This window comes from Paenibacillus jilunlii (genome assembly GCF_900102965.1).
Lineage (GTDB): Bacteria > Bacillota > Bacilli > Paenibacillales > Paenibacillaceae > Paenibacillus_AQ > Paenibacillus_AQ jilunlii.
The window spans coordinates 389,731-413,624 of sequence record NZ_FNGM01000002.1; the positions used below are offsets into that span (position 1 = coordinate 389,731).

The window sequence follows — 23,894 nt, forward strand, 5'->3', positions numbered from 1 at the left end:
CGGCCCTTTAAACCCTACCCAGCTTCTTCACCGGCCGCAGCACCGCATACCCGTAACCCTCCGGGAAATGACGCTGATAATCCTGCTTGGTATCCTCATCCCACTGATAGCCCATGCTTTCCGGATTATAATTCCAGGCCACCTGCTCCACGGTCCGCATCACCCTTCCGTTGTCCTTCAGATAATCAAACGGCGGGTGGAAGAAGACCAGATACTCGGATTCAGGGATATCTCTGACCTCCATTCCCTCCGGGATCTCCCCGTTATAGTCCGCTGCCACAGGGATTCCATACAGGTACCCTTTTCGTCCGTTCTGGTAGAACCAGCCCGCGGTTTGGCCAATCTGTCCGGGCAGAGTATGATGGGACATGCTTTCCAGCGTTCCCGATACCTCGTCGCAATCATGACCGTGGTTCCAGAACTGGCCGTAATTGTCCACCTCAGCATCCCAGATTCCAATGAACTTATGGGCCGGTATGTGCTCGATTTTGATTTCCGCTTCCTGCAAATGCACCTGTTTCATCTTATCCCGCTCCTTGATTAAGTAGTGATAAGGAGAGAACACTTCAGGGCGAATCGCGAGCGGAATGGGCCTGGGAGCCTTCCGGTAAGCATACGGTGTAATCTTAAAAGCTTTCACAAACGCCCGTGAGAACGCTTCCTGTGACGAAAAGCCGAACTTCACGGCAATGTCCAGAATACGGGCATCCGTGTCCCGCAGCTCCAGAGCAGCGCGGCTGATTCTCCGCTGCCAGATGTAGTCCCGCAGCGTCATTCCGGTCAGCGAGTGAAACTGCTTCGTGCAGTAATATGGCGAGTAGCCAAGCTGCTCCGACATTTTCAGAAGCGAAGGCACTGTAGTAAGATCCCTGTCGACCCAATCCACCATGAGCTGAACCATCTCATTCCATTCGTACATGTCGTGCCCCCTCCTTTCTCTATTGATCTTAGCAGGGCCCGGGGTTGTAGTTTTGACTTGAATTGCAGTAAAAGTCAGGTAAACCAAAAAGATGCCCGCAGGCATCCTTTTTGCTATCCTTATCTTAGTTTACCGTGATGATTAACAGATCGCTTGCTTCCTTTTCGCCCTCTTTTGCAAACAGCTTAATGGTCTGACCGGATACTAAAGGATTAAAATACGTATTGAAAGAGAATGCACCGTCGCTCTGTACTATTGCGTAATCATAAACTTCATTGTTCTCATTTACAAGAAAAATGGTTGTATTAACATAATTACTCACTACGGCCCCGGAGTACGTACCCTGAATCTTCGCATCTCCTGCATTAACTGTGCTAGTAACTACAGGCATATCCGCTTTGGGGGCTGCTTGAATTGTTATATACAATGGATCACTTGGTAGCTTGCCTGCTTCATCTGCAACGATATAGATTCGGTCTCCACCGTGCAGAATAGAGAACCATAATCCCATGGACCACTGTCCAGTGTTCATGTCTGAGTACACACCAGTAAAGATTTGACGGCCATCTTCATGAAATACTTTGATAACAGTGCTTTTAGCGGCTGTACCACTTAACGCCCCCGTATATCCATACACCTCGCTATTATTCAGCATAGGCTGGCTAGACTTTTCAACGGGAGCTGTCGCCGTAATTACAAGAGTATCACTTATCAGCTTCCCCCTTGAGTCGGCTCTGATGTTCAGCTTCTCTCCAGGAGAAACGGACTTTGGATAAGAAGGCATAGACAAGGAGAACTCCCCCTGCCCATTCGCTTCACTGCTGGAGATGAGGGTACCATCGCCACCATAAAGATACACAGTGTTATATGGCTCTGCCGTTCCATAGAATATAGAATCATCATCTGCATACACGGATGTTGTAACCTTCGGTACAGGTGTCACAGCGGTAGGTTCTATCGCTGTAAAGATTAGGGGTTCACTCTCCTTCAAGCCCGCTGTAACCGCCGTCAGTTGGTATTGCCCATTTGGAGCGAGCTGCAAATTCCGGAAAGTAACCTTACCATTAAAGGTAGGGAATTCCTGAATAACGACGCCATTGATGTCTTTCAGAGATACCGATACTGATTGAGAATACTGGAGAAACACTTCAATATCAGTATAATCACTGTAAACTTCGCCAACGATTGTTGGTGTCGGTGTAACAGGTCTATTGCCTACAGTCAGCGAAATGGGCTTACTAATGAGCTTTTCATAACCTTTGGCGGTTACATATAAAGTCTCCCCCGCAATCGGACGAGGATCTAATTGAATATCAATTTTGCCTCCATATTCCTGAGCGCTGGTTTTCCCCTGGCCAATTACCGTCCCATCGGACCGTTTGACCACAATGATTGAATCCCCTTCAGCCTTGCCGGTTACATGCCAGTCATTTTCGACTACACTGTCTATCTCAGGCTGTGCTGTTACCGCAGTGGAAGCTACGACATTGATAACGGCAGGATCACTTTTTCTTTTCCCCATTGCCTGTGCATAGACCATCAGCTTCTCACCGGCAGCGAAGGTTACGTTGTCCCACAGATATATTCCGAACTTGTTGCCTGGGTTGTTATACATTCTACCAATTACAGTTCCATCTTCACGGGTTATCGTGATTTCACTGGAATCGTCCTCCACTGTACCTCTGATAATCTTGGTGTCCTCATATACCACACTGGTTACAACAGGAACATTGGTCTTCGGCCTTTCCACTACATTAACCTCAAACCGTTTACTGGTCCAACCGCTGCTGCCATACAGGGTAACAAACAATTTTTCCTTGTCTTTCAGGAGCAACCCAGGATTATAATCATATAAATTGAAGCTGAAAAAAGTATCGAAATTGCCAGACGGACCATTCAGTTCCGTTCCATTCTCCGACTCCACCTTGACTTTGAACGGCTCTCTTAAATAGAAAACACTGCCAGAAAAATAAGGGTTATCTGTATAGATAATTGGCTCAACCTTTGGTTCAGGCGTCTTTTCTTTGATGATGATATCTGGCAGGGTCACATCTTTACCTGCTTCTACTGTGAATTCATCCGTATAATATCTGTATGGCGAGATACGGATATCCACAAAATAAGTGCCAGGTACCACATTGCTGAAAACGATCTCCCCGCTTTTGCCAGCTATGCTAGTGTACGTTCCTTGTGTCCCCTTCACTCCTGATAAGAAGACAAGCAAGTTGAAGGCAGGACGCGGTGTGGTCGCAGTATAGGGCTGAATGAATACTCGCCCTGTTACGCTAACGTTCGACTTCGGTATGGTAATGGATTCGGATAACAGAGGGATTCCACTTTTAAAAGACAGGGAGTATACGACCACCTGATTAACTTCACCGTTGCCAATCGACGGGATCGTCAGTCTCACTGTCGTTTTGTTGTCCAGCAGGGTAATATGAGAAACAGCCACCTTTTGAAAATCTTCATTGTTCACTTTGCCAAGCACCGCGAAATCCGCAGCTTCAGGCAGCGTGGTTAGGCTTTGGTTAAACAGGACATCAATTGTTCCATTGGCGGCAGTAATGCGGGTCACAGCCAAGGCTGGATTCACAGGTCCAGCTCCGCCTCCGTTGCCAGGGTCAGAGGTACCTCCACCCCCACCTCCAGAAGCACCACCGCCGCCTCCAACTGAAGGAACGACAGGCGTCTCTTCTTTTGGCAGTACAGAATCTTTTGCCTCCTCGGACAATACTATTCCCTTAACTTTACCTTCGCCAGAAATAGTCAACTTGCTCTTTAATTCCAGCTTCTGAATGATGACGTCTTTGTTAAGAAGTAACTTTGGAATCACAAGACCTTCCTTAATAAATAAGCTGGCTACGGTACCTGAACGAACATTGAATTCATTGAGGCTTGCATTAACAGAGACATTGTTAAAGTCACCTGCGAGTAGTATCTTCCGCGCTGAGGTTGCCTGTGTTTCGGGAAGTACCTTTACATTCACAAAACCATCGCCAGAAATACCATTTTCTTCGATGCTGGCACTGGATAGAACCTGCGTATCCTGAATAGTGGTAGTACCCTCTGCAACCATTCGGACGGCTTGATTCAATCTGTTCACATACACGGTTCCCAACTGACTGTCCTTGATATGGATGCTGTTCGTGCCTCCGCCTTCAATCCACGTTACCCCATCCACCTGAACTTGTTCAAGGGACACCTCCCCATCCGCGACCTCTTTCGAAATCAGCAAATCGCCCAGAATATGCATGTTCTTAAGCGTAACATTTGAGGATTGAACTCTAACATCGCCATGTACCGTATTCACCTTAGACTCGCCAAAAACACCTGCCTTATCGTACACGACCGTACTCAATGCCAGCGCCTTCTTAATCACTACCACAGACTCAGCACGGGTCATTTCACGCTGTGGCTGAAACCTTCCATCCGGATCACTGCTCATAATGCCCTTATCCAAAAGATAGCTGATTGCAGGCTTGCTCCAGTCAGGAATGAGATTCGCATCTTTTGCAGGAACCGCAACGGATTCCCCTTTATTGTTGAGCTCTAGTAATCTCGATAGGATAACGGCTGTTTCTTGTCTCGTTATTTGTTTCTCAGGACGAAAGGTATGATCGTTGAAGCCGCTAATATAGCCTTGTGCCATAGCTTTTTGCACTTCTATGTATGCCCAGTTCGTTTGTTTTAGATCTTTAAAGCCGATAGTGGTCGTATCAGAATACTTAAAAGCCCTGTTCACGAGAGCTACAAATTCTCCCCTAGTTACTTCAGCCCCCGGCCGGAAGGTATGATCAGGATATCCCGTAATTAGTCCTTTATCCAGCCATTCTTGAATATCTGTCTCCGCCCAATGTCCCTTAATATCTGTCATTTGCTCCGTACCAGCGTAAATACGTGAAAAAGGCAAGAGCACAAATAAGATTAAAATGAAGCAAGTATTTCTAAAGAACCGATGCTTAACCAATAGATAGGTCACTCCCCATTAGAATTTAGTGAAAGCACTATATAGATTGAACTTGAAAAAGCAAAGAGCTGTTATCGTTAGTGAAAAAAGTATCACTAATCGAACTCATTCGGCTTATGGAGTATTCCATGTAGGAAAAGCACCACTAATCCGACTGAAAGCGACCATAGGGGATGAATATGCAGGAATTAGGTGTACAAAATCCAACTAAAACCTTCTGCAACCAGAATTTCAGCTAATTAGTTTTACTTTTTCCACTTCGCTTCAGTTCCTGGTGCGTTTCATTGAGACCCCTAAGCCTTCAAGTTCTCCAGTTCAATTTATATAGGGCCAAAGACCTTAACTGCATGCAAAAATCCAGTGCTTTAGGTTAATTCTATAAAAGTTCTATTTTTCCTTTTTATCCCCTAAAATTTTCCCGTTCGCACAAGCCACACCTCATTCCCTGAGTAATATAGGAGTAAATAGTACAACGAGGTGAATAGCAAATGGGACAGCCAACTAAGATCCGCAAGCGGGCCAAGGCGCTGAAGGGCCGGCCAGTCTGCATTACACTTCATGACGGACGTTCGTATGTAGGTTATATCACCGGGGTGGAAAAGGAAGTGCTGATTCTCTCCAGACCCCATACAAGTACAGCCCGGGCATCCGGCAAGAAACCGTCCAGCCGTAAGCAGAAAGCTGAAGTCTCCTCATTCATGCCGCTTTTCGGCTCTCTTCTGGGAGGCTCGGGAGCAAGTGCAGGCTTAGCGTCAGGGCTTGGCGGCGGCTTGCGCTTCCTGGGATTTATCCAAAAGGCAATGCCGGTGATGAAGATGGGCTACGGTATGATTAAAACCATCCGCCCCTTTTTTAACGGTCTGAAGGGGCTTATGGGAAACGGCGGCTAAGCTTGTTGCGCAGATAAGCAAAAACACAAAAGACACCTGCAGGGGTGTCTTTTTGGTCTGCGTCTGCCTTTGATCCGTCCAACCCGTCCTTTCAATGCTTAGCCAAATCCTCCAACAAAGCCAGATGTGAGAGGCTATCCTTTGTGCTTCCCCCTTCACCCGGCTTCAGATCAAAGATTCGGTCGACAAATTGGTTAACCTCCAGCAGCATCGCCTGCCGCTCTTCCGGTGTTACACGTGGTACCGAATACAGCAGCTTAAGCTCAGCATCCGCAAACTTGGCGAAGCCGAACAAATTGTCGTTGGCCGCGTAGAGCAAATCCTTTTGCCGGGAGGTGCGGATATAGTCCTCCGAAGAGCCTGTGGTAAAAATGGAGTACGCACGTTTGCCCTCCAGTCCGTATACCCCCTCCGCAGAGCGGACCAGCGCTGTTGTGAACACCCGGTCGATATATCCCTTAATGACTGCCGGAAATGCCCCCCACCATACGGGAGAATGATAATCATCGCATCAGCCCACAATAAGTCCTCCTGCTCCTTCGCTACATCCGCTGGCAAAACCTTGGTGAACTTGGCTTCCAGATCCTTCAGTGCAAGCACCGGATCAAAGGACAGCTGTATCAGATCCTTCACCTTAATTGCAGCCCCGCGTTGCTTCAGATGGGTGGTAAGCTGCTCCAAAATCGCTTTGTTAAAGCTCTTATCGTACGGATGACCGTATAAAATACTAATGTTCATGCTACTCGCCTCCGGAATGAATAATTGGCTTGCCAATGCCTTAATGCTAAGGTACTGTTAAGCCAATGGTATCCAAAGGACAAGTAGGCAGTTTTATAGTATATACTATCATAAATCATACTAATTGATTTCACAGGGTTTACAGTATACAAATGCAGTAAGGAGAAGGATCAGGATGAGCGAAAACACTGATTTTTTTACAAACTGCCCTTTAACCAAGGTGCAAAAAATCGTCGGCGGCAAATGGAAAATTGTCATTCTGTGGTATTTGTCACGCGGCCCTAAACGATTCGGAGAAATCAAACGCACCTTTCCGGATATCACCCAGGCGATGCTGACCAAACAGCTTAGGGAGCTTGAAGAGGACGGTTTTGTGCACCGTGAGATTTTCAGGAAAATCCCTCCCCGGGTGGAATATTCACTAACTGCCACCGGAGAGAATTTCGTTCCCATCCTGCGCAGCATGTATGACTGGGGAGAGGTTCATCTCGGAGCCGCCAAGGAGCAGAGTCCGTCCAAAGATTCACTCGCCTTGTCTGGTCCGCTTATCTTTTAACCACCCGAAAATTATCCTCAATCAGCAGCCAGTTCTGCGGAAATGGAAGCCCCAGCTTCCAGTAGCTGATCCCTCTGAGACCCAGCTCCTTCAGCAGCGTGAATTTGGCCTGAATCGACCGGGCATCCTCGAACCAGACCTTGTGGGGCTTGCCGGCATCGTCGGTATAGTCAAAATGCGGTGCCTGATCCTTATAGTCGTACTGAATCGCCGCGTTCCTGCTTCTGGCCAGATCAATCGCCGCCTGGGGACTTATTGCCTTGGCATAGGGTCCGCCCGCAACATAAGGCAACGTCCAGTCATAGCCGTAGAGGTTCTGCCCCATCATGATTTTGGCCCCCGGCATTTCACTTAAGGCATATTCCAGTACCTTGCGGACAGGCCCGATCGGCGAGACCGGCATCGGCGGCCCTCCGCTATATCCCCACTCATACGTCATAATGATCACAAAATCGGCGACCTCGCCATGCACCTTATAATCGTGGGCAGTGTACCAGGCACCTGTCTGGGTTCTGCTCGTCTTAGGGGCCAGAGCGGTTGACAGCAGGAACCCCTCCTGATGAATCCGGCCCGCTGCTTTCCGCAGAAAAGCATTGTACGCCTCACGGTCCTCCGGACGGAGAAATTCAAAGTCAAAGTGGATGTCCCGGAAGCCCAGCTGCTTCGCGGTGCTGATGATGTTTTCCAGCAAACGGCTCTGAACAGCCTGATCATTTAAAATGATCCGCCCCAGCTCTGAGCTGAACTGGGCATTCTCCAGATTGGTCACGACCATCATCAAGGTTACCCGGTGTTGTGCGGCAGTCGAAACCAGATCATCTAGGGGCGGCGCCTCAAGGGAACCATCCCGCTGCACCTGGAAGCTGAAGGGAGCCAGATACGTGAGATGGGGCGCAGCTTCTGCGGCAGCATTCTGCAGGCTCTGGGACACTTCCCCTCTTGGCTCTATGTAGGCGTTAATTTCGGCATTCCGCTTCGGTCTAGGCGGAATATATAAGCGAAGCCCTATCTGCAGCGGCTGATTCAAGGATAACTGGTTGCTTGCGGCCAAATCACTGACGCCTATACCGAACCTGCGGGCGATAGTATACAAGCTGTCCCCTGGCTGAACCCAGTAATACATCCCTGTTATTGGAATTATCAGCGTTTGTCCAACCACCAGTCTGCCAGGTGCGGACAGTTGATTTGCTTCACTAATCTCATCTGCGGTTACCCCATAGGCCTGTGCGATGCCGTACAGCGATTGACCTGCTTGCACAACATGAATTTGCATATTACCACCCTCTCCATCACCGGACAACGAATATTACATTTTATTCGGCTGAACGGGAGGGTATGCAGCCAGGTCCAAAAGACCAAACGGACTTATCCCACAGAAACATGATTTGTGGCGTGAAACACATAAATCCTTACCTCTCAAAAAAAGCCCCTATTTAAGGGGCGGTTTATACACTATTCACATTGTCCGCGGGCGAGCATATCCAGCTTGGCCAGGCGGCAGCCGTCCTGGCCCGCCGCTTGTCACAAGATGCTTATGGCGTTGGCATGCCGCCGTTGGCGTTCAGCGTTTCACCGCTGATGTAGCTCGACTCTTGGCTGGCCAGGAATACATAGGCCGGGGCCATTTCAGCCGGCTGCCCCGGTCGGCCAAGCGGGGTCTTGGCTCCGAAGTCCTTCAGCACCTCCGTCGGCTGTCCGCCGGATACCTGGAGCGGCGTCCATACCGGACCAGGGGCCACAACGTTGACCCGGATCCCCTTGCCGGCAACCTGCTGGGCGAGAGACTTGCTGAACGTATTGATCGCAGCCTTGGTTGTTGCGTAATCTAACAGAATCGGTGAAGGCTCATAAGCCTGAATCGAAGAGGTGTTGATAATCGTGCTGCCCGGCTTCATATGCTTAAGCGCCGCTTTGCACAGCCAGAACAGTCCGTAGACATTGGTTTTGAATGTGGCATCGAACTGCTCTGTGGTAAGGTCAGCGATCTCCGGGACGAACTGCTGCATGCCTGCGATATTCGCCAGAATATCAATGCCTCCCAGCTTCTCCATAGCGGCAGCCACGAGCTGTTCACTGTATTTCTCATCCTTCAGATCACCCGGCACAGCGACTGCGGTGCGGCCTGCTTCCTGCACTAGCTTAATCACTTCTTGAGCATCCTTTTCTTCCTCAGGCATATAAGAGAGAACCACATCTGCACCTTCCCGGGCAAAAGCAACCGCCACCGCGCGGCCAATTCCGCTGTCCGCTCCGGTTACAATCGCTTTGCGGCCGGCAAGACGCCCGGTTCCTCGGTACGTATCTTGTCCCGCATCCGGCAGCGGGTTCATTTCCTGTTCAAGGCCCGGAGGGTTCTGCTGCTGCTCAAATTCCGGACCAGCCTTAGTGTACTGCTTGACCGGGTCCTGCATCTTGTATTGGTCAGTCATCTTATGTTTCCTCCTCTTGAATTGAATGGTGAATTGATTCCGTCTGGAGAGCCCTTACTCCTTGTAATGTAACCGGGTTGTTCCCGCTCTAAACATAGCTTTTCTCTCCTGCAGCTCCATAAACGGCAAGAAGACACCTCCTTAAGGTGCCTTCTTGCCAGCCTATATATGGTTGCAGCAATCTAAATCTGCCTTGATATTCTCGCTTCCACAAACTCCTTAATTCTCTGGACCGTGACTTCCGGGTCCATATTCTGAATTAAAAACTCCGATTCCCTTTTATAGACTACTTGCTCCGTATAATTTCCCAAGTATTCATCTATCAGGTCAAACGGAGCCGCTTCCCGTTCCAGCCGCAGCTGGATGTCCTTCTTCGTCACGTATATAAAAATCCGCAAGGCATCCTCGCCGTATTTTTCCCGGAATGCCCGGACGCCTTCATGATTGACCACAACAATGACAGCATTATGCTGTTCAAGACCCTTTACGAGCTCAAGCTCTGCAATACCATAGCACCCCCGCTCCAAATGGACGGACTGGATGAACGCATGCTTATCGGCCATTGCCTGAAATTCACCCTCAGAGATGAAATGATAATGCTCCCCGTCCCGTTCTTGAGAACGAATCGCACGTGTAGTATAGGGGATGACATAAGGGATTCCAAGAGCGGCACTAAGCTGTTTGGCCGTGCGCTTCCGCCCTGCACCGCTTGTTCCGGTTATGATAATGATTTTGGGATCGAAGGTTTCTGCCTGCGTATCTGCACGTTGGTCCACACTCTCCTGCTTGGCCTCCGATGCTTTGGGTGTTCTCAGCCAGTTCCACATTGCCTCTCCCGTATGCCTGCTGAAGACTTCACCAGCGGCACCGGGATTCACCTCCTTCACATGCAAGCTATACCTAGCTAATTCGACAAATATCTCCAAATCCCTCCGCCCCAAAAATAAAAACGGCCTTGCTGTAACAGCGAGGCCGTTTTTATTATCCATGCTGATTATCTTAACTCTTTGAATTCAATCCAGTCAATCTGCAGGCCCGGCTTAACGAAATCCAGCTTCATTTCATACAGGCCGGCTTCCAGCTGGACCTTCACCAGCTTCTGTCTGATCCATTTGCCGTCCGTACCGTTCGTCTGAATAGTGGCCAGCATCTGATCGTTCAATGTCACATTGCATACGCTCTGCGCCAATTCCGTTTCAGTGCTCATGATGCCCACGATAATCCGGTACTCCCCGGCTTGCTCCACACTGATAACGGCCCTTCCGGCTGCATCAGGCTTCACCTGTGCATTGCGGGCCAGCGGCTGTGCCTGTTCAGCAGAAAGAGTCAGGTTCGCCTTGAAGCTCTCGACAGTTTCCTCACTCACATGCGGTCTTGAGAATACCGGCGCATTCATAATGAACCGGCAGATATTCATGGCAGAGCGCTGCAGTTCGCCCCGGGTCAGCGTGCCATTGTCCAGCGAATCCAGGGTATTGTCATCATACGCGTTAACTTCGGAGCCATAGTTGCTTACCACCATATACAGGTCATTTTGGGCACGGACCATCCAGTTCGTATTCTTGCGGTCTGCCGGTCCCCCGTCCACAACATCATTCATAATGGCCCACCAGTCGGTCATTACAATGCCCTGGAAACCCCATTCTCCGCGAAGAATTGTAGTGTTCAGATCATAGTTCGAAGCAGCCCAATGTCCGTTAATCGGATTATAGGAGGTCATGACCGAGTTGGCTCCGCCCTCTTTTACCGCAATCTCAAAGCCCTTCAGATAAATCTCACGGACCGCACGTTCAGATACAATGGCATCCACCTTGCTGCGGTGCTTCTCCTGGTTATTGCAGGCAAAGTGTTTGAGGGTGGCATTCGAGCCGCCTTTCATAATTCCGCGCGTGCAGGCTGCCGCAAAAACCCCGGAAATCAGCGGGTCCTCCGAAAAATACTCAAAGTTGCGTCCGTTAAGCGGACTGCGGCGGATATTCAGTCCCGGTCCGAGCAACGTGTCCACACCGTTTCTGACCAGTTCCTGGCCTTCCATGACATACAGCTCTTCAACCAGCTCTGCATTCCAGGTGGCTGCAAGCAGTGTCCCGATTGGAACCTGAGTCGCCTTGTGTCCGCTGTCCATCCGGATCCCGGAAGGGCCGTCTGCCGTACAAGCTACCGGAATGCCGTAGTTGAACAATTGGTCGCTGACCCCGCCAAAAGCAGAAGCCGTCCCCGGTGTAACCAGCGGACTGCTCATCCCTTCCCCTCTGACAATGACTGCCAGATCCTGGTCGCTCAGTTGCGCGATGAAGGCGGCCATGTCTACTTTTCCATCATGCACATCCCTTAAGGTATAGCCTTGATTCCCGGTCTGTTCAAGCGTTGCGGGCAGATTCTGCTCAATCCGCTCTTTCATCGAGACCTTGCGTGTGGGTACGTCAACATAGACTAGTTCGTAGGAGCCGTCTTCCTTCCGGGCGCCCGGCTTCATCCGCGTAAAGCTTTCGGTTGGCGCCAGCGCCTCCTGCAGCTGTTCGACCACCTCCAGCGCTTCCAGCACATAACCGCTGCGTCCCTCCACCTGCACTTCGACCAATTTCTTGATGCTGCTTCCCGCATAAATACGGTAGGTCCCCGCTTCCAGCACATAAGCAGAAGGATGCCCGGTCACACCGGCATCATCATAAGAGGCCATCAAATGAACCGGGAAGCTCACCATGAGACGCTGCGACTCGCCCGGCTGGAGGACCCCGGTTTTGCCGAATGCCGCCAGCACTTTGGCCGGTTGTCCCAGCTTGCCTTGCGGTGCTTCGTAATAGACCTGAACGACTTCTTTTCCGGCATAAACGGTTCCTGTATTGGTTACGTTCACAGCGATTTCAGCATATTTCTTACCGTCTCGGCTGACCAGCTTGGCTTCTTCCGGCTCGATATGGAAGGTGGTATAAGATATCCCGTAGCCGAACTCGAAATGAACCTTTTCCGGGCAGAAGGTTTCGAAATAACGGTAGCCCACATAGATATCTTCCTGATAGAAGTTTTTGAACTCATTGCCGTAATTTGCAGTTGAAGGATAATCGTTGATGGAATACGCGATGGTATCGGTTAATTTACCGCTTGGCGTCACTTCTCCAGACAGCACGTCGGCAATGGCATTGCCTCCCTCCATCCCGCCGTGCCAGGAGTAAATCACACAAGGAATAGGATGCGCATAGCTGGTATCGTTCAGCCAGCTCATATCCATAATATTCGACACATTCAGCACGACGATCGTTTGTTCAAAATAAGCCGTTACCTGCTTCAGCATTGTCTGCTCGTCCGCTGTTAACTGGTAGCTTCCCGGCGCATCGGCGTTATCCTGATCTTCTCCTGCTGTGCGTCCGATGATAATAATCGCCTTATCCGACTTGCTTCTGGCCTGGGCTACCAGTTCATCGGTCAAGGGCATTTCCTTCTGGTGCCATGGCTCTGCCGCCCAGGCCCCGCCGCCGTTGTCAAAGGGATTGTGCTCGATCCACTTCTCATAGACCGCCGCCAGCTCTTCGTTGACAGCAAGGTTCTTTTTGCCGCGCAGCCCATCCAGCAGGTTGGTTGTGTAGGAGACACGCACACTCCCGCCCGAACCTGTGCCGCTGCGGTAATAATTCACCTGGGTTCTGCCAAACACCGAAACGGTTTCACCATTCCGCAGCGGAAGCACCTGGCCTTCATTGCTCAGCAGCACCGCGCCTTCTGCCCCTACTGTCCGGCTGAATTCTGCAAAGCCCTCTAATGGAACTCCTAAGTTTTCTGTAGTCAAATCCGTTTCCTCCTGATTGTCATTTCCTATCCAGTGCAGGTTCTATAGAAGGGGACATGTCCCTCCCGAAACTTCTACAACATCGCGAACCTATGCATATCTACTACTATAAAGAATCCCTTTTCAAGAATCAAAGGTATTGTTATAGGAATCCCGGGACCAGCAGTGAAGACCTCTAATTTCCTCCATCCCCGCATTCTCTTGACCCGGCAAATAGAGAGAAATACGGTCTTCGCCCAGCCGGACCCGGAGCAGCTGCTCCAAATGATAAATTCCCGGTGTGCCGCTGCCGTTCCTGTACACAGCCCCGGCTGCAATGGCAGCCACTTGAGCCGTGATCGTCGATTCCCGGAAGCCCTGTATTACATACTCAGCGGTTGCTTTTGCCCCATTCTTCAGACCTGTTGCCTCCACCTTGATGGCATAACGTTCTGTACCGTAGCGGATTTTGCCAAAAGAACGTACAGCCGCCGCACGCAAACGTCCGTGCCTGAGCCAGCGGAGCAGCCCAAGCTTCTGGAGCAATGCTATCCCGCCGGTAGCCGCCCGGGAGTCAAAGCATAGGCGGGTAGACACCGAAGGGATGCCTAATGTCTGCGGCAGAATCAGCTGGTCGGAGAAGGGGAAACGGTAGGCCCGGCGTATTCCGAGGCCTGCACCCCAATCTGTTCTTTTGGCACCGGTAAAGCTGTCTACATTGGCCATCTTGCCATCCTGCATGACTTCAAACCGCGCAGAGAGGTTGTCAACGGTCCATTCTATGGCTGCCTGTCCATGGCTGTCGCCCAGCCCGAGCATTATGGCAATATCCAGCTGCTGAACCTCATCCATCATCAGCCTTGCCTCGCCCGCAAGCAAATTGGTCAGCCCCGGGGCCAGCCCTACACTGAGTACCGCAGTTGCTCCAACCTTACTGCCAGATTGGTTAAGGCGCGCCATTTGTCCGAAAAACGCAAGATTCGCCGTAATATCAATATAATGAATCCCCTCGGTCAGGCAAGCCTCTGCAAAAGAGCTGTCCTGCTGATCCAGACACATTACCACCATTTTAACGCCGCGCATTTTTTCTGCGGAAAATGCTTCGGCGGCATCCATTTGTAGCGGACTAACTCTGCCTCCGGTGCTCTTGCAGAACTGCTCAGCACGTTCCAGACTTCTGCCTGCCGCATAGACGACGCCCGGAAACCTGTCACTCAGCAGCAAGCAGATTTGTGCCCCCACATGGCCATATCCGCCAATCACAACAATATCTGTTCTCATTCAGCGCCCCCTCCTGCAACAGCTACCCATGCGTCAATCAGATAAGAGCCAAAGTATCTGGTCACGGCGGTAAAGCCGGCTTGCCGCAGCAGCAGTTCTATCTCTTCAGGCGGAAGCGGAAAAGAGGTCACGCCAAATGATTGTTCAAATTGTTCCCATTCCTTCAGAGGAATCCCGTTATTCAGCATATGAATCTTCCAGCCTGCCATCTGGAGGGACCACGCCGGAGAGGAGGTATCGCCATTGATCGCAGAGATAAACAGCGGAGCACCCGCTTCCAAATGTCCGGCGATGGACTGAAGGAGGGCAAGCTTCTTCTTCCGCCCTTCTACAAAATGCAGTACCAGCATACAAGTCGCACCAGTATACAGCCTGCTGCTCTTCCAGGCGGCAAGCTCACCATGCTGCAGTTGAACTCTGGCCTCAAGCCCCGCTTCGGCAACCCGCCGCTCAGCCGCCGCCAGCATCCGTATGGAAGTATCCACACCGCTGAATCTCCAGTCCTGATGTTTCCGGGCCAGTGTCAGAATCTCCTGCCCGCCGCCTGCGCCTACTACCAGCACCTCCGGGCAAGGCTGCTCATCGAATAATGCGGCCATCAGCGTATCCATCAGGTCATACTGCAGCTGGTAGCCAGGTATTTTAAGACTTATTTTATGGGAATATTGATCAGCCGCCGCCTGCTCCCAGGGACTACCCATGCCGTCTTTCATAGCAAACCCTCCATTTTGATGATCGGTTACCATCATATATAATAAGAACTATTCTCATTATCGGGACCGGACATCAAATACACTATCCCACATTTATGGGATTTAGGGAGGGCGGCATCATGAAAGAAGCATCTATTCGGATTACCAGACTTCTTCAGGAACTGGATGGGGACCGGGAACTGTCATCTCTGATGTACAGGGAGATCATGTTAACAAGGCTAAGAACGGTGCTGCCTTTTGATGCAGCCTGCTGTACGTCCGTCGATCCTGTTACCCTGCTCACCACAGGTGCCATGACTGAACAGGGAATTGAAGCCATTCACGGCAATCTCCTGGATAATGAATATCTGGATGACGACTACAACAAATTCACCGGCCTGGCACAGGCTCCGGTTGCTGCAGGGTCCTTATGGGAGGCAACGGCCGGACAGCCGATGCGGAGCCGCCGTTACCGTGAGGTGCTGCATCAGGCAGGTTTTGGGGATGAACTGAGGGCGGTTCTTAAGGTGGGGAACGCTTGCTGGGGGTTTTTGACCCTGTTCCGCAAAAGGGGAGGCGGCTATTTTCAGCCTGAGGAGATAACACTAATAAGCGATGCCGGCCCCTTAATAGCCAGCCAGCTAAAAGCAAAGGCTCTCAGCCGGATGCGCGGCTCTGGCCTTGAGCAGCCACTGGAGGAAGGCATCCTAGTGCTTAATGAGCAGTTGGTTCCAGTAAGCCTTAATTCCGGAGGGAAATATTGGCTGGACAAGCTGCGGCTTGCAGAGCGTCAGGCGCCGCAGTCCTTACCCGGCCCGATTCGTGCGGCCAGCTTAAGAGCGTTGGCTGAAGAGAAGACTCCAGACCGCAGCTTTCCGGGAGCAAAGCTCTGTATTCCAGTGGAGACCGGGCAATTCCTGACGCTTACAGCCAGCAAGCTTGAGGGACCTTCCGGCCTTGTTCAGCTTGCAGTTTCTTTTACGGCAACAAAGGCATCAGAGCTGCTCCCCCTGATCACCGAAGCATACGGCTTGACGGAACGCGAGAAAGAAATCGTAGACCAACTATCGAAGGGGAAATCCACCAAGGAGCTTGCCCAATACTTCCATATCTCTGCATATACAGTACAGGATCATCTGAAATCCATTTTCACCAAAGCTGGCGTCAGCAGCCGCAGAGAGCTTATTTGGCTGTTATACTCACAATATCATTCCAATTAGCCCAAGGGTGAAGTGAAAACTGCAAAAAACTGGTCATGCAGACTGCCGGACGTATTCGGTTACTTCCTCCGCTGCTTCATCATCCGGTTATACATCACCAGCGCGGCAATAATCATCCCGATCATCGCAACACTGCTTGCCGAATCCGGCGACATCCCAAACATGAGGCACACGCTATTCACCAATGTTCTTGTAAGCAGCGCAACCATAATCAGCATCAATGGACGCCAAATATTATACCCTCTCATCCCCTCAACACTCCCGCTCTATTATTAATGACAACTAATAATGCTTATGCTCCTAGCTATTAGTTGCTATTATAGCATAAGAAGGAATGCGCATACATTTTCGCAAAAAAGCCCGGCATCATCCACACCATCTCTCTTTGACAAGAACACATGTTCGGTATATAATTCCCAATATGAGGGGGATTCTGTATGGATATGATGGAGAAACTAGAAATTTTAACGGCTTCGGCCAAATATGATGTCGCCTGCACCTCCAGCGGTTCCGATCGTAAAAACCAGGCCGGCGGCCTGGGCAATGCGGTCAGCATGGGTATTTGCCACAGTTTTGCAGCAGATGGACGCTGCATTTCGCTGCTTAAGGTGCTGATGACCAACGGATGCATATACGACTGCGCTTACTGCGTGAACCGTAAATCGAACCAGACACGCCGGGCTGCACTTTCACCAGAAGAGCTAGCGGATTTGACCATGCAGTTTTACCGCCGCAATTACATAGAAGGTCTGTTTCTCAGCTCCGGGATTATGCGGAGTCCCGATTATACAACCGAGCAAATGATTGCCGCTCTTGAACTCCTAAGGAACACCTACCACTTCCGGGGTTATATCCATGTGAAGGCGATACCTGGCGCAGACGATGTGCTGCTGTCGAGACTTGGCCTGCTGGCTGACCGCATGAGCGTCAATATCGAGCTGCCTTCCCAACAAAGTCTTGGCCTGCTGGCCCCCGACAAGAGCAAAAATTCCATTCTGAAGCCCATGTCCCTGATTAAGGAAAAGATTAACGAGAACCGCTCGGATCTCGTCAAATATAACCACGCCCCCCGCTTCGCTCCTGCCGGTCAGAGCACCCAGATGATTGTAGGGGCCACGCCTGACACGGACTTCCGTATCCTGACCCTCACTGAAGGGCTGTACCGGAAGTACGGCTTGAAACGTGTGTTTTTCTCTGCCTATACACCTGTGGTGGAGCATTCCCTTCTGCCCGCGCTAGACACCAAACCGCCACTGCTGCGGGAGCACCGCCTCTATCAGGCCGATTGGCTGCTGCGCTTCTACGGCTTTCAGGCGGGGGAGTTACTGGATGAAGCTGCGCCTAACTTTAATCCCCTGCTGGACCCCAAATGCAGCTGGGCGGTGAACCACCGGGAGCAATTCCCGGTTGAAATCAACCGCGCTGCGTATGAACAGCTGCTGCGGGTACCCGGAATCGGTGTAAGGAGTGCCCAGCGGATTGTTAAGGCGCGCCGTGCCGGAGCACTGGATTTCACTGCCCTGAAGAAGCTTGGCGTGGTACTCAAGCGAGCACAATTTTTTATTACCTGCAAGGGAAGGATGCTGGAGGGGCTAAAAGTAAGCGAACACACCCTGCTGCGTTCACTCATGTCGGGACAGGAGCTTGCTGCAATAGAGCCCCCGCAGTACGAGCAGCTCACTCTCTTCAGCGACTCCGATCTCGCAGCGCTGCCGGCGGCAGGAGCAGCGGCGCATAAGGGAGGAGACTGGCCTTGATGTTTAAACCAGCTGCGTTGGCCTATACCTACGACGGCAGCTTCGAAGGCCTGCTGTGCTGCGTGTTCGAGAGCTATCAATGGAAGGAAACCCCGCTTGCCATTCATTCGGACGGAGAAGAACAGGGCCTGCTGCTGGAATCGAAATGGATTGCTACCGACAGCAGCAGAGCAGGCCGGGTGCTGAAATCGCTCCCGCTGCGCATTTGTCCTGAGGCAGAGGAACTTGTGCGCCTGGGTTTCTGGTCATGCACACCGGACAAGGAACTGCTGCTGCTGAATTTTCTGTACCTCGGCTTCACCCATGGCCGCAAGGTAATGAACATGCTTGCTGACGATACGGTGAATACCCTGCATAAGGCGGTTCAGCAGCTCCGGCGGGAGGCACATCTGTACCTGGGTTTTGTGCGCTTTTCCGTGTACGGTCCGGTTATGGCGGCGGTCATTGAGCCCAAGGGATTCGTACTGCCCGTCATTCAGGATCATTTCTGCGACCGCTTCTACGGCGAAAGCTTCATGATTTACGACAAAACCCACCGCATGGCCCTTATCCACCAGCCCGGACAGCAGGCCATTATTCCGCTCGAGGAATGGATACCGCCGGAGCCGGATGCTGCGGAGGAAGAATACCGCCGCCTATGGAAGGGGTTCTATAACGCCATCGGCATCCGCGAGCGCAGGAACGACCGGCTGCGTTCCTCGCTGATGCCCAAGCGGTACTGGAAGCACCTTACGGAGATGAAGGGCAGCACAACAGCAGTAAGTGGCGGTAAGCCAACCGGCAGCAGCAAGATGCTGGAAGAAGGTGCCCCACGGCTGGGAGATGGGGAAGTCTTTAACTCGCAGTAGAAACCCTTTTTACAAATAACAACTAAAAAAGCGAAGTCCCCGTAAATCCAAGGCTTCGCTTTTAAATAAACGATATTTAATTGGGCTTGATCTCTTTACTTAACGACTTAACTTCCTGCTCCGGTAATTCGGTGAGCTGAACTACAAAGTCCACATCATTTCCCATTGCCAGAAGCTTTCGCGCCATTTCTTTCTTTTCCCTGATAATACCTTCAGTTATTCCCTCAGCCATGCCTACTGCCTTAGCCCCTTCCATCCGTGAAACCTCATCACGCAGATATTTCATCCGGGCTTCGTACTCCATACGCGTAGCGGTATCCTGACTCAGGAACTCCAATGTATCCATCGCCTTTTTCAACATCGGTTCATTCAAAGGGATTAAACAACTGCATCTCGATATTAATACGTTTGCCTTCTGCGGTTTTAGCCTTTATATCCAGAATCGACTGTTTTTTTGCGGGCGTATCTTTGTCTGTATATGGATTCATTAATATGATTTCAGTAAGCGGTGGCTCACCGGCCTCCATAAACGTACTGTTTAAAAAAGCCAGCAGGACATCCTTATTATTTTCACTGCCAAATATGCGTTTAAAAATAAAACCGTTCCGTGCGTCTAGTAATTCCAAAATCATCACTCAATCGTATACCGCAATTATATCATTAATCTTAAACCCATTTTATACAGAGACAAATATTTGCATTCCATCGTCCATTTAAGAAAAGCAAAGACACCCCGAAAGGTGTCTCCAATTGACTGGAAAGATTTCAGTTTGCGTTGCCGTGGAAAAAGGTTAACTAATTCAGCTCATTTCGCCCCTGACTAAGTAATATGGCCCAATTAAGTTTCCTTTTTCCACTTATTTCTCACAATTATTGATTTGTGGGAGAAATAAGTTCCCTTTTTCCCTCTAGCACTGTTCACCTGCTAAAAAATAAAAAAGGATGCCCGGCAGCCATTTTCATGACGTTCAGGACATCCCTATATAGATCTTTATGCCTTTAGTTCAAAGCCTTCCATACCCAGTTTTCTACCTCCGGCAGATCGATGCCTTCTTCACGGATATATTGGTTGTGCTTCTTCACCATAGCATCCATTTCATCTGTGATTGCCTGATATTTACCGGCATCCGGTAAGCTCAGTACAGCTTCCTTCGCCAGGTCGAAGCGGTCCATCTGATTCAGTACACGCATATCAAATGGTGTCGTAATATCGCCGTTCTCCCGGTACCCGTGCACATGCAGGTTATGGTTGTGGCGGTCGAAGAACAGATCCTTGATCAGCCCTTCATAGCCATGGAATGCGAAAATGACCGGTTTATCCTTTGTGAAAAATTGATCAAACTCATCGTCAGATAAACCGCGCGGGTCCAGCTTCTGGCTTCTCAGCTTCAGAAGATCAACCACGTTGATATAGCGGATTTTCAGATCAGGCAGTTTTTCATGCAGGATGGAAATCGCAGCCAAGCTCTCCATGGTAGGCTCAGTACCGGACGAAGCAATCACCACATCAGGCTCTCCACCCTTGTCTGTGCTAGCCCAGTCAATGATTTTCAGTCCCTTGTCCACCAGCTCTTGGGCTTCGTCAGCCGAGAACCATTGCGGGCGCGGATGTTTGGACGACACAATCAGGTTGATCTTTTGACGGTCGTTTAAGATCGTATCGAAGACAGCCAGCAGGGTATTGGCATCCGCCGGCAAATATTCACGGATAAATTCCGGTTTCTTGTCTGCCAAGTGGCCGAGCAAGCCCGGGTCCTGGTGAGTGTAGCCATTATGGTCCTGCTGGAACACTGTCGATGTTGCGATGACATTCAGGGACGGAATATCCGCACGCCAGCTTTGGTCTGTTGCTTTGCGCAGCCATTTGAAGTGCTGGGTAATCATCGAGTCCACTACACGCAGGAATGCTTCATAGCTTGCGAAGAAACCGTGACGGCCTGTTAATACGTAACCTTCCAGGAAGCCCTCTGCCTGATGCTCGGATAACTGCGAATCGATTACACGTCCATAAGGAGCGAGGAACTCATCGTGCGGTTCCTTAATTTCATCCATCCATTGGCGTTTGGTCACTTCAAACACAGGTCCCAGGCGGTTCGACATCGTTTCATCCGGTCCAAAAATTCTGAAGTTGCGGTTCTCTTCATTGAGTGTTACAACCTCTTTCAGGTATTTGCCCAGTACCGCCATATCTTGTGCAATGACTTGCCCAGGAACGGAGTTATCGAGTGTATAGTTGCGGAAATTGGGTTTATGCAGGTCTTTAATCAGGTGCCCGGCGTTCGTTACAGGGTTCATACCCATACGTCTGTCGCCAACAGGCAGGATTTCAGCCAGGTCTGCGTTCAAACGGCCATTCTCGTCGAACAACTCTTCCGGTCTGTAGCTGTTCAGCCAATCAAGCAGTGCAGGAGCGTGCTTCATGTTCTTTTGATCCACTGGAATCGGAACCTGGTGGGCACGGAAAGAGCCTTCGTTCGGCACTTTATCCCATTCTTTCGGGCCGGTCCAGCCTTTAGGTGTGCGGAAAACCAGCATCGGCCATACTGGGCGGGCAGTGTCATTGTTTTCACGCGCGTTCTTCTGGATTGCTGCAATTCTCTCGATGATTGTGTCCAGAACCTTCGCCATCTCCGGGTGCATCAGGTCAGGATTTTCACCTTCTACAAAGAACGGTTCCCAGCCCATGCCTGTGAAATATGCGGTTAACTCCTCTTTCGACATCCGGGACAGAATCGTCGGGTTGCTGATCTTGAAGCCGTTCAAATGCAGAATCGGCAGCACCGCACCGTCTGTAATCGGATTGATGAACCGGTTGGAGAGCCAGGAAGCCGCCAGCGGGCCGGTTTCAGCTTCACCATCACCCACAACCACGGCAGAGATCAGATCCGGGTTATCCAGAATTGCCCCCACGCTGTGGGACAGGGAGTAGCCGAGCTCTCCGCCTTCATGAATCGACCCTGGAGTTTCCGGAGCCGCATGTGATGCCACACCGCCAGGGAAGGAGAATTGCTTGAACAATTTTTTGAGGCCAGGGATATCCTGCGTGATTTCCGGGTAGATTTCGGTGTAGCTTCCATCCAGATAGGAGTTGGATACCATAACCTGGCCGCCATGGCCCGGACCTTCAATATAGAACATATCCAGATCATATTTGCAAATCACGCGGTTCAGATGGGCATAAATAAAGTTCTGGCCGGGAATGGTTCCCCAGTGTCCAATAGGTTTAACCTTGATATCTGCATCCTTCAAAGGTTCTCTTAACAACGGGTTATCCTTCAAATACAGCTGTCCCACCGATATGTAGTTAGTTGCACGCCAATAAGCGTCGAGTTTGGCCAAGTACGTTTTTGATGAATAATCCACAGGCAGAGTTGACAATCCCATTTCAATCCACTCCTAATCCATTTTTCTTTTTCCTGAACCTAATTACTTTCACAAGTACATCATACCTCTGCGTTTATAAAATTCAATCATTTTAACAATTGATACGGTCCAATTTTGTGAAATTTTGAACATAGTATGAAAATCAGAGCAATACTATGTAAAATAGATTTTATTTTATACAAAATGTAATTATATTCTATTCAATATTTAGGAAAAAAATCCTTAAGCGCACTGGATGTTCTGGACAACCTCATTCTAAATACGGTATTATTCTGGTGGAATTTACCTGCAAATATGGAACGAAAACAATCTACTTATCCACTGCTATCAGGAAGGAGAACAGAGTAACAGTGAAGACATCACATAAGCCCTCCCTCATCCGCAATACGGTAGTACTAACAATCGTAGGATTCGTTGCTCTAGCTGCAATCGGCATAGCCTTTTGGGCAGGACTCGGCTTATTCTTTGCCAAAAGCGGACATTTTTATCAAAAGGGTATCATCAAGGCCTTAAATTCAACGTATCAATCTAAATTTGTAATTGTGTCTAAAGAAGGACGGAATGATGATGGATATCAGGTGTTCAAAGCATCCCCGGCGAATGACCGCAGCCTAGTATTTACAGTAAGCCGGGTCAACGGCCACGTTGATGGCGGCCTTCCGCTATGGAGGCAGCTCAGCGACAATTATGAGGAAACCGCACAACAAAAGTATTACCCTCTCCTGGTCAAAAAACATTTTGGAATCGAGTTACAGGATATTCCTATGTCAGTTTATTGGGGGGCCGATTCATCCCGTGAGATATCCGATGAAAATTTCATAGTGGTGACCAGAGCGAATCTGGACGACATCGTTTCCAGAGCCACAGCATTCTTCAGTGAAGCGGAAAGCCATCGACTCAAAAAACTGTTTTTCCGCTTCGAGGATGACATGAGCTTTTCCTCCGGAGATGCAGGTACAGAGCCGCAGCGGTTCGAAATGCTTGGCTTTAAGTTCAAAGTAGGAGAGCACTGGAAAAAAGGGTTCCGGGCTTTGAGTGAAATGGAATTCAAACAGAAGATGGTAAGCCAGATTGGAGGGGGGATTGCCAAACGGGTATCCTACGCTTTTGATGCGGAATATCCGGATACGGGCGGGAGCTTTGCTATAAAGTTTACGGAGAATGACCTGAACAACTTCGAAGCCAATGTGTCCGCCCACACGGTAACGGCAGAGGGAAGGGAAGAAGCGCTTGCCGAAATTTATGAGTGCTATACCAAGGCGATTATGTTTGTCCCTAAGCTGCCTCTTAACATGACTGCCCTTAACCTGAGGTACGAAACCAACAAAGAGACAGAGACAGTAACCCTTAAAAGAGAAGAGTTAAGTAAAGTGAGCAGTCTGGCTGCTCTGAAAGAGCTGTTCAAGCATTCCCGTAAAACAGTGAATCCGCGCTAAATCGAAGCTATAGT

The 23,894-nt window shown here is 50.1% G+C and carries 16 protein-coding genes and 2 pseudogenes; 6 read left to right on the forward strand and 12 right to left on the reverse strand.

Going from position 1 to position 23,894, the window contains the following annotated elements:
* Positions 1-7: 7 nt before the first annotated feature.
* Positions 8-919 carry an AraC family transcriptional regulator gene (locus tag BLQ82_RS06500; RefSeq protein ID WP_062523582.1) on the reverse strand — a complete coding sequence of 304 codons (912 nt, stop codon included), beginning with the start codon at positions 917-919 and terminating at the stop codon, positions 8-10.
* Between the two features lie 124 nt (positions 920-1,043).
* Complete coding sequence (locus BLQ82_RS06505; protein ID WP_143013359.1) at positions 1,044-4,886, reverse strand: S-layer homology domain-containing protein; 3,843 nt, start codon at positions 4,884-4,886, stop codon at positions 1,044-1,046.
* 488 nt (positions 4,887-5,374) lie between these two features.
* Between BLQ82_RS06505 and BLQ82_RS06510 the strand changes: the two genes are divergently transcribed.
* Positions 5,375-5,776, forward strand: coding sequence for an LSm family protein (locus BLQ82_RS06510; RefSeq protein ID WP_062523584.1), 402 nt, complete (start codon positions 5,375-5,377; stop codon positions 5,774-5,776).
* Positions 5,777-5,867: 91 nt separating this feature from the next.
* On the opposite strand, the pseudogene BLQ82_RS33165 reads toward BLQ82_RS06510, so the two are convergent.
* Positions 5,868-6,514, reverse strand: a pseudogene (locus BLQ82_RS33165) (NAD(P)H-dependent oxidoreductase).
* A 175-nt stretch (positions 6,515-6,689) separates the two neighbouring features.
* On the opposite strand from BLQ82_RS33165, the gene BLQ82_RS06525 reads away from it, so the two are divergent.
* Positions 6,690-7,070: a winged helix-turn-helix transcriptional regulator gene (locus BLQ82_RS06525; protein ID WP_062523586.1), complete on the forward strand. Its 381-nt coding sequence runs from the start codon at positions 6,690-6,692 to the stop codon at positions 7,068-7,070.
* On the opposite strand, the gene BLQ82_RS06530 is transcribed toward BLQ82_RS06525, so the two are convergent.
* The 6 genes from BLQ82_RS06530 to BLQ82_RS06555 all read right to left on the reverse strand — a co-directional run bounded on the left by BLQ82_RS06530 (position 7,060) and on the right by BLQ82_RS06555 (position 15,256).
* Positions 7,060-8,343, reverse strand: a complete 1,284-nt coding sequence (locus tag BLQ82_RS06530) for a glycoside hydrolase family 18 protein (RefSeq protein ID WP_062523587.1) — start codon at positions 8,341-8,343, stop codon at positions 7,060-7,062. The genes BLQ82_RS06525 and BLQ82_RS06530 overlap by 11 nt on opposite strands.
* Positions 8,344-8,602: 259 nt before the next feature.
* Complete coding sequence (locus BLQ82_RS06535; RefSeq protein WP_244280718.1) at positions 8,603-9,481, reverse strand: SDR family oxidoreductase; 879 nt, start codon at positions 9,479-9,481, stop codon at positions 8,603-8,605.
* A gap of 200 nt (positions 9,482-9,681) precedes the next feature.
* Positions 9,682-10,386: a guanylate kinase gene (locus BLQ82_RS06540; RefSeq protein WP_244280711.1), complete on the reverse strand. Its 705-nt coding sequence runs from the start codon at positions 10,384-10,386 to the stop codon at positions 9,682-9,684.
* A 107-nt stretch (positions 10,387-10,493) separates the two neighbouring features.
* Positions 10,494-13,283, reverse strand: a complete 2,790-nt coding sequence (locus tag BLQ82_RS06545; RefSeq protein WP_062523589.1) for a glycoside hydrolase family 3 C-terminal domain-containing protein — start codon at positions 13,281-13,283, stop codon at positions 10,494-10,496.
* Between the two features lie 123 nt (positions 13,284-13,406).
* Positions 13,407-14,543, reverse strand: coding sequence for a saccharopine dehydrogenase family protein (locus BLQ82_RS06550; protein WP_062523590.1), 1,137 nt, complete (start codon positions 14,541-14,543; stop codon positions 13,407-13,409).
* Positions 14,540-15,256 (reverse strand): class I SAM-dependent methyltransferase, encoded by a 717-nt coding sequence (locus tag BLQ82_RS06555; RefSeq protein ID WP_062523591.1) that lies wholly within the window; start codon positions 15,254-15,256, stop codon positions 14,540-14,542. Before BLQ82_RS06555 ends, BLQ82_RS06550 begins: the two co-directional genes overlap by 4 nt.
* A gap of 119 nt (positions 15,257-15,375) precedes the next feature.
* On the opposite strand from BLQ82_RS06555, the gene BLQ82_RS06560 reads away from it, so the two are divergent.
* Positions 15,376-16,455, forward strand: a complete 1,080-nt coding sequence (locus tag BLQ82_RS06560) for a helix-turn-helix transcriptional regulator (RefSeq protein WP_062523592.1) — start codon at positions 15,376-15,378, stop codon at positions 16,453-16,455.
* 59 nt (positions 16,456-16,514) lie between these two features.
* Here BLQ82_RS06560 and BLQ82_RS06565 read toward each other — a convergent pair whose 3' ends face one another.
* On the reverse strand, positions 16,515-16,703 hold the full coding sequence (locus BLQ82_RS06565; protein ID WP_020427553.1) for a hypothetical protein: 189 nt from the start codon (positions 16,701-16,703) through the stop codon (positions 16,515-16,517).
* A 189-nt stretch (positions 16,704-16,892) separates the two neighbouring features.
* On the opposite strand from BLQ82_RS06565, the gene BLQ82_RS06570 reads away from it, so the two are divergent.
* Both BLQ82_RS06570 and BLQ82_RS06575 read left to right on the forward strand, forming a co-directional pair.
* Positions 16,893-18,212 (forward strand): putative DNA modification/repair radical SAM protein, encoded by a 1,320-nt coding sequence (locus BLQ82_RS06570; protein ID WP_062523593.1) that lies wholly within the window; start codon positions 16,893-16,895, stop codon positions 18,210-18,212.
* Positions 18,212-19,060 (forward strand): TIGR03915 family putative DNA repair protein, encoded by an 849-nt coding sequence (locus tag BLQ82_RS06575; RefSeq protein WP_062523594.1) that lies wholly within the window; start codon positions 18,212-18,214, stop codon positions 19,058-19,060. The genes BLQ82_RS06570 and BLQ82_RS06575 overlap by 1 nt, the downstream gene beginning before the upstream one ends.
* 76 nt (positions 19,061-19,136) lie before the next feature.
* Here BLQ82_RS06575 and BLQ82_RS33170 read toward each other — a convergent pair.
* Both BLQ82_RS33170 and BLQ82_RS06585 read right to left on the reverse strand, forming a co-directional pair.
* Positions 19,137-19,692, reverse strand: a pseudogene (locus tag BLQ82_RS33170) (PD-(D/E)XK nuclease family transposase).
* A 367-nt stretch (positions 19,693-20,059) separates the two neighbouring features.
* Positions 20,060-22,444 carry a phosphoketolase family protein gene (locus BLQ82_RS06585; protein ID WP_062523597.1) on the reverse strand — a complete coding sequence of 795 codons (2,385 nt, stop codon included), beginning with the start codon at positions 22,442-22,444 and terminating at the stop codon, positions 20,060-20,062.
* 350 nt (positions 22,445-22,794) lie between these two features.
* On the opposite strand from BLQ82_RS06585, the gene BLQ82_RS06590 reads away from it, so the two are divergent.
* Positions 22,795-23,880, forward strand: a complete 1,086-nt coding sequence (locus BLQ82_RS06590) for a hypothetical protein (RefSeq protein WP_062523598.1) — start codon at positions 22,795-22,797, stop codon at positions 23,878-23,880.
* Positions 23,881-23,894 lie beyond the last annotated feature (14 nt).

Excerpts from the sequence above, each read along its gene's own strand:
- BLQ82_RS06500 (WP_062523582.1), bottom strand. The coding sequence starts at position 919 with ATGTACGAATGGAATGAGATGGTTCAGCTCATGGTGGATTGGGTCGAC.
- BLQ82_RS06510 (WP_062523584.1), top strand. The coding sequence starts at position 5,375 with ATGGGACAGCCAACTAAGATCCGCAAGCGGGCCAAGGCGCTGAAGGGC.
- BLQ82_RS06525 (WP_062523586.1), top strand. The coding sequence starts at position 6,690 with ATGAGCGAAAACACTGATTTTTTTACAAACTGCCCTTTAACCAAGGTG.
- BLQ82_RS06530 (WP_062523587.1), bottom strand. The coding sequence starts at position 8,343 with ATGCAAATTCATGTTGTGCAAGCAGGTCAATCGCTGTACGGCATCGCA.
- BLQ82_RS06535 (WP_244280718.1), bottom strand. The coding sequence starts at position 9,481 with ATGCAGGACCCGGTCAAGCAGTACACTAAGGCTGGTCCGGAATTTGAG.
- BLQ82_RS06550 (WP_062523590.1), bottom strand. The coding sequence starts at position 14,543 with ATGAGAACAGATATTGTTGTGATTGGCGGATATGGCCATGTGGGGGCA.
- BLQ82_RS06555 (WP_062523591.1), bottom strand. The coding sequence starts at position 15,256 with ATGAAAGACGGCATGGGTAGTCCCTGGGAGCAGGCGGCGGCTGATCAA.
- BLQ82_RS06560 (WP_062523592.1), top strand. The coding sequence starts at position 15,376 with ATGAAAGAAGCATCTATTCGGATTACCAGACTTCTTCAGGAACTGGAT.
- BLQ82_RS06565 (WP_020427553.1), bottom strand. The coding sequence starts at position 16,703 with ATGAGAGGGTATAATATTTGGCGTCCATTGATGCTGATTATGGTTGCG.
- BLQ82_RS06570 (WP_062523593.1), top strand. The coding sequence starts at position 16,893 with ATGGATATGATGGAGAAACTAGAAATTTTAACGGCTTCGGCCAAATAT.
- BLQ82_RS06575 (WP_062523594.1), top strand. The coding sequence starts at position 18,212 with ATGTTTAAACCAGCTGCGTTGGCCTATACCTACGACGGCAGCTTCGAA.
- BLQ82_RS06585 (WP_062523597.1), bottom strand. The coding sequence starts at position 22,444 with ATGGGATTGTCAACTCTGCCTGTGGATTATTCATCAAAAACGTACTTG.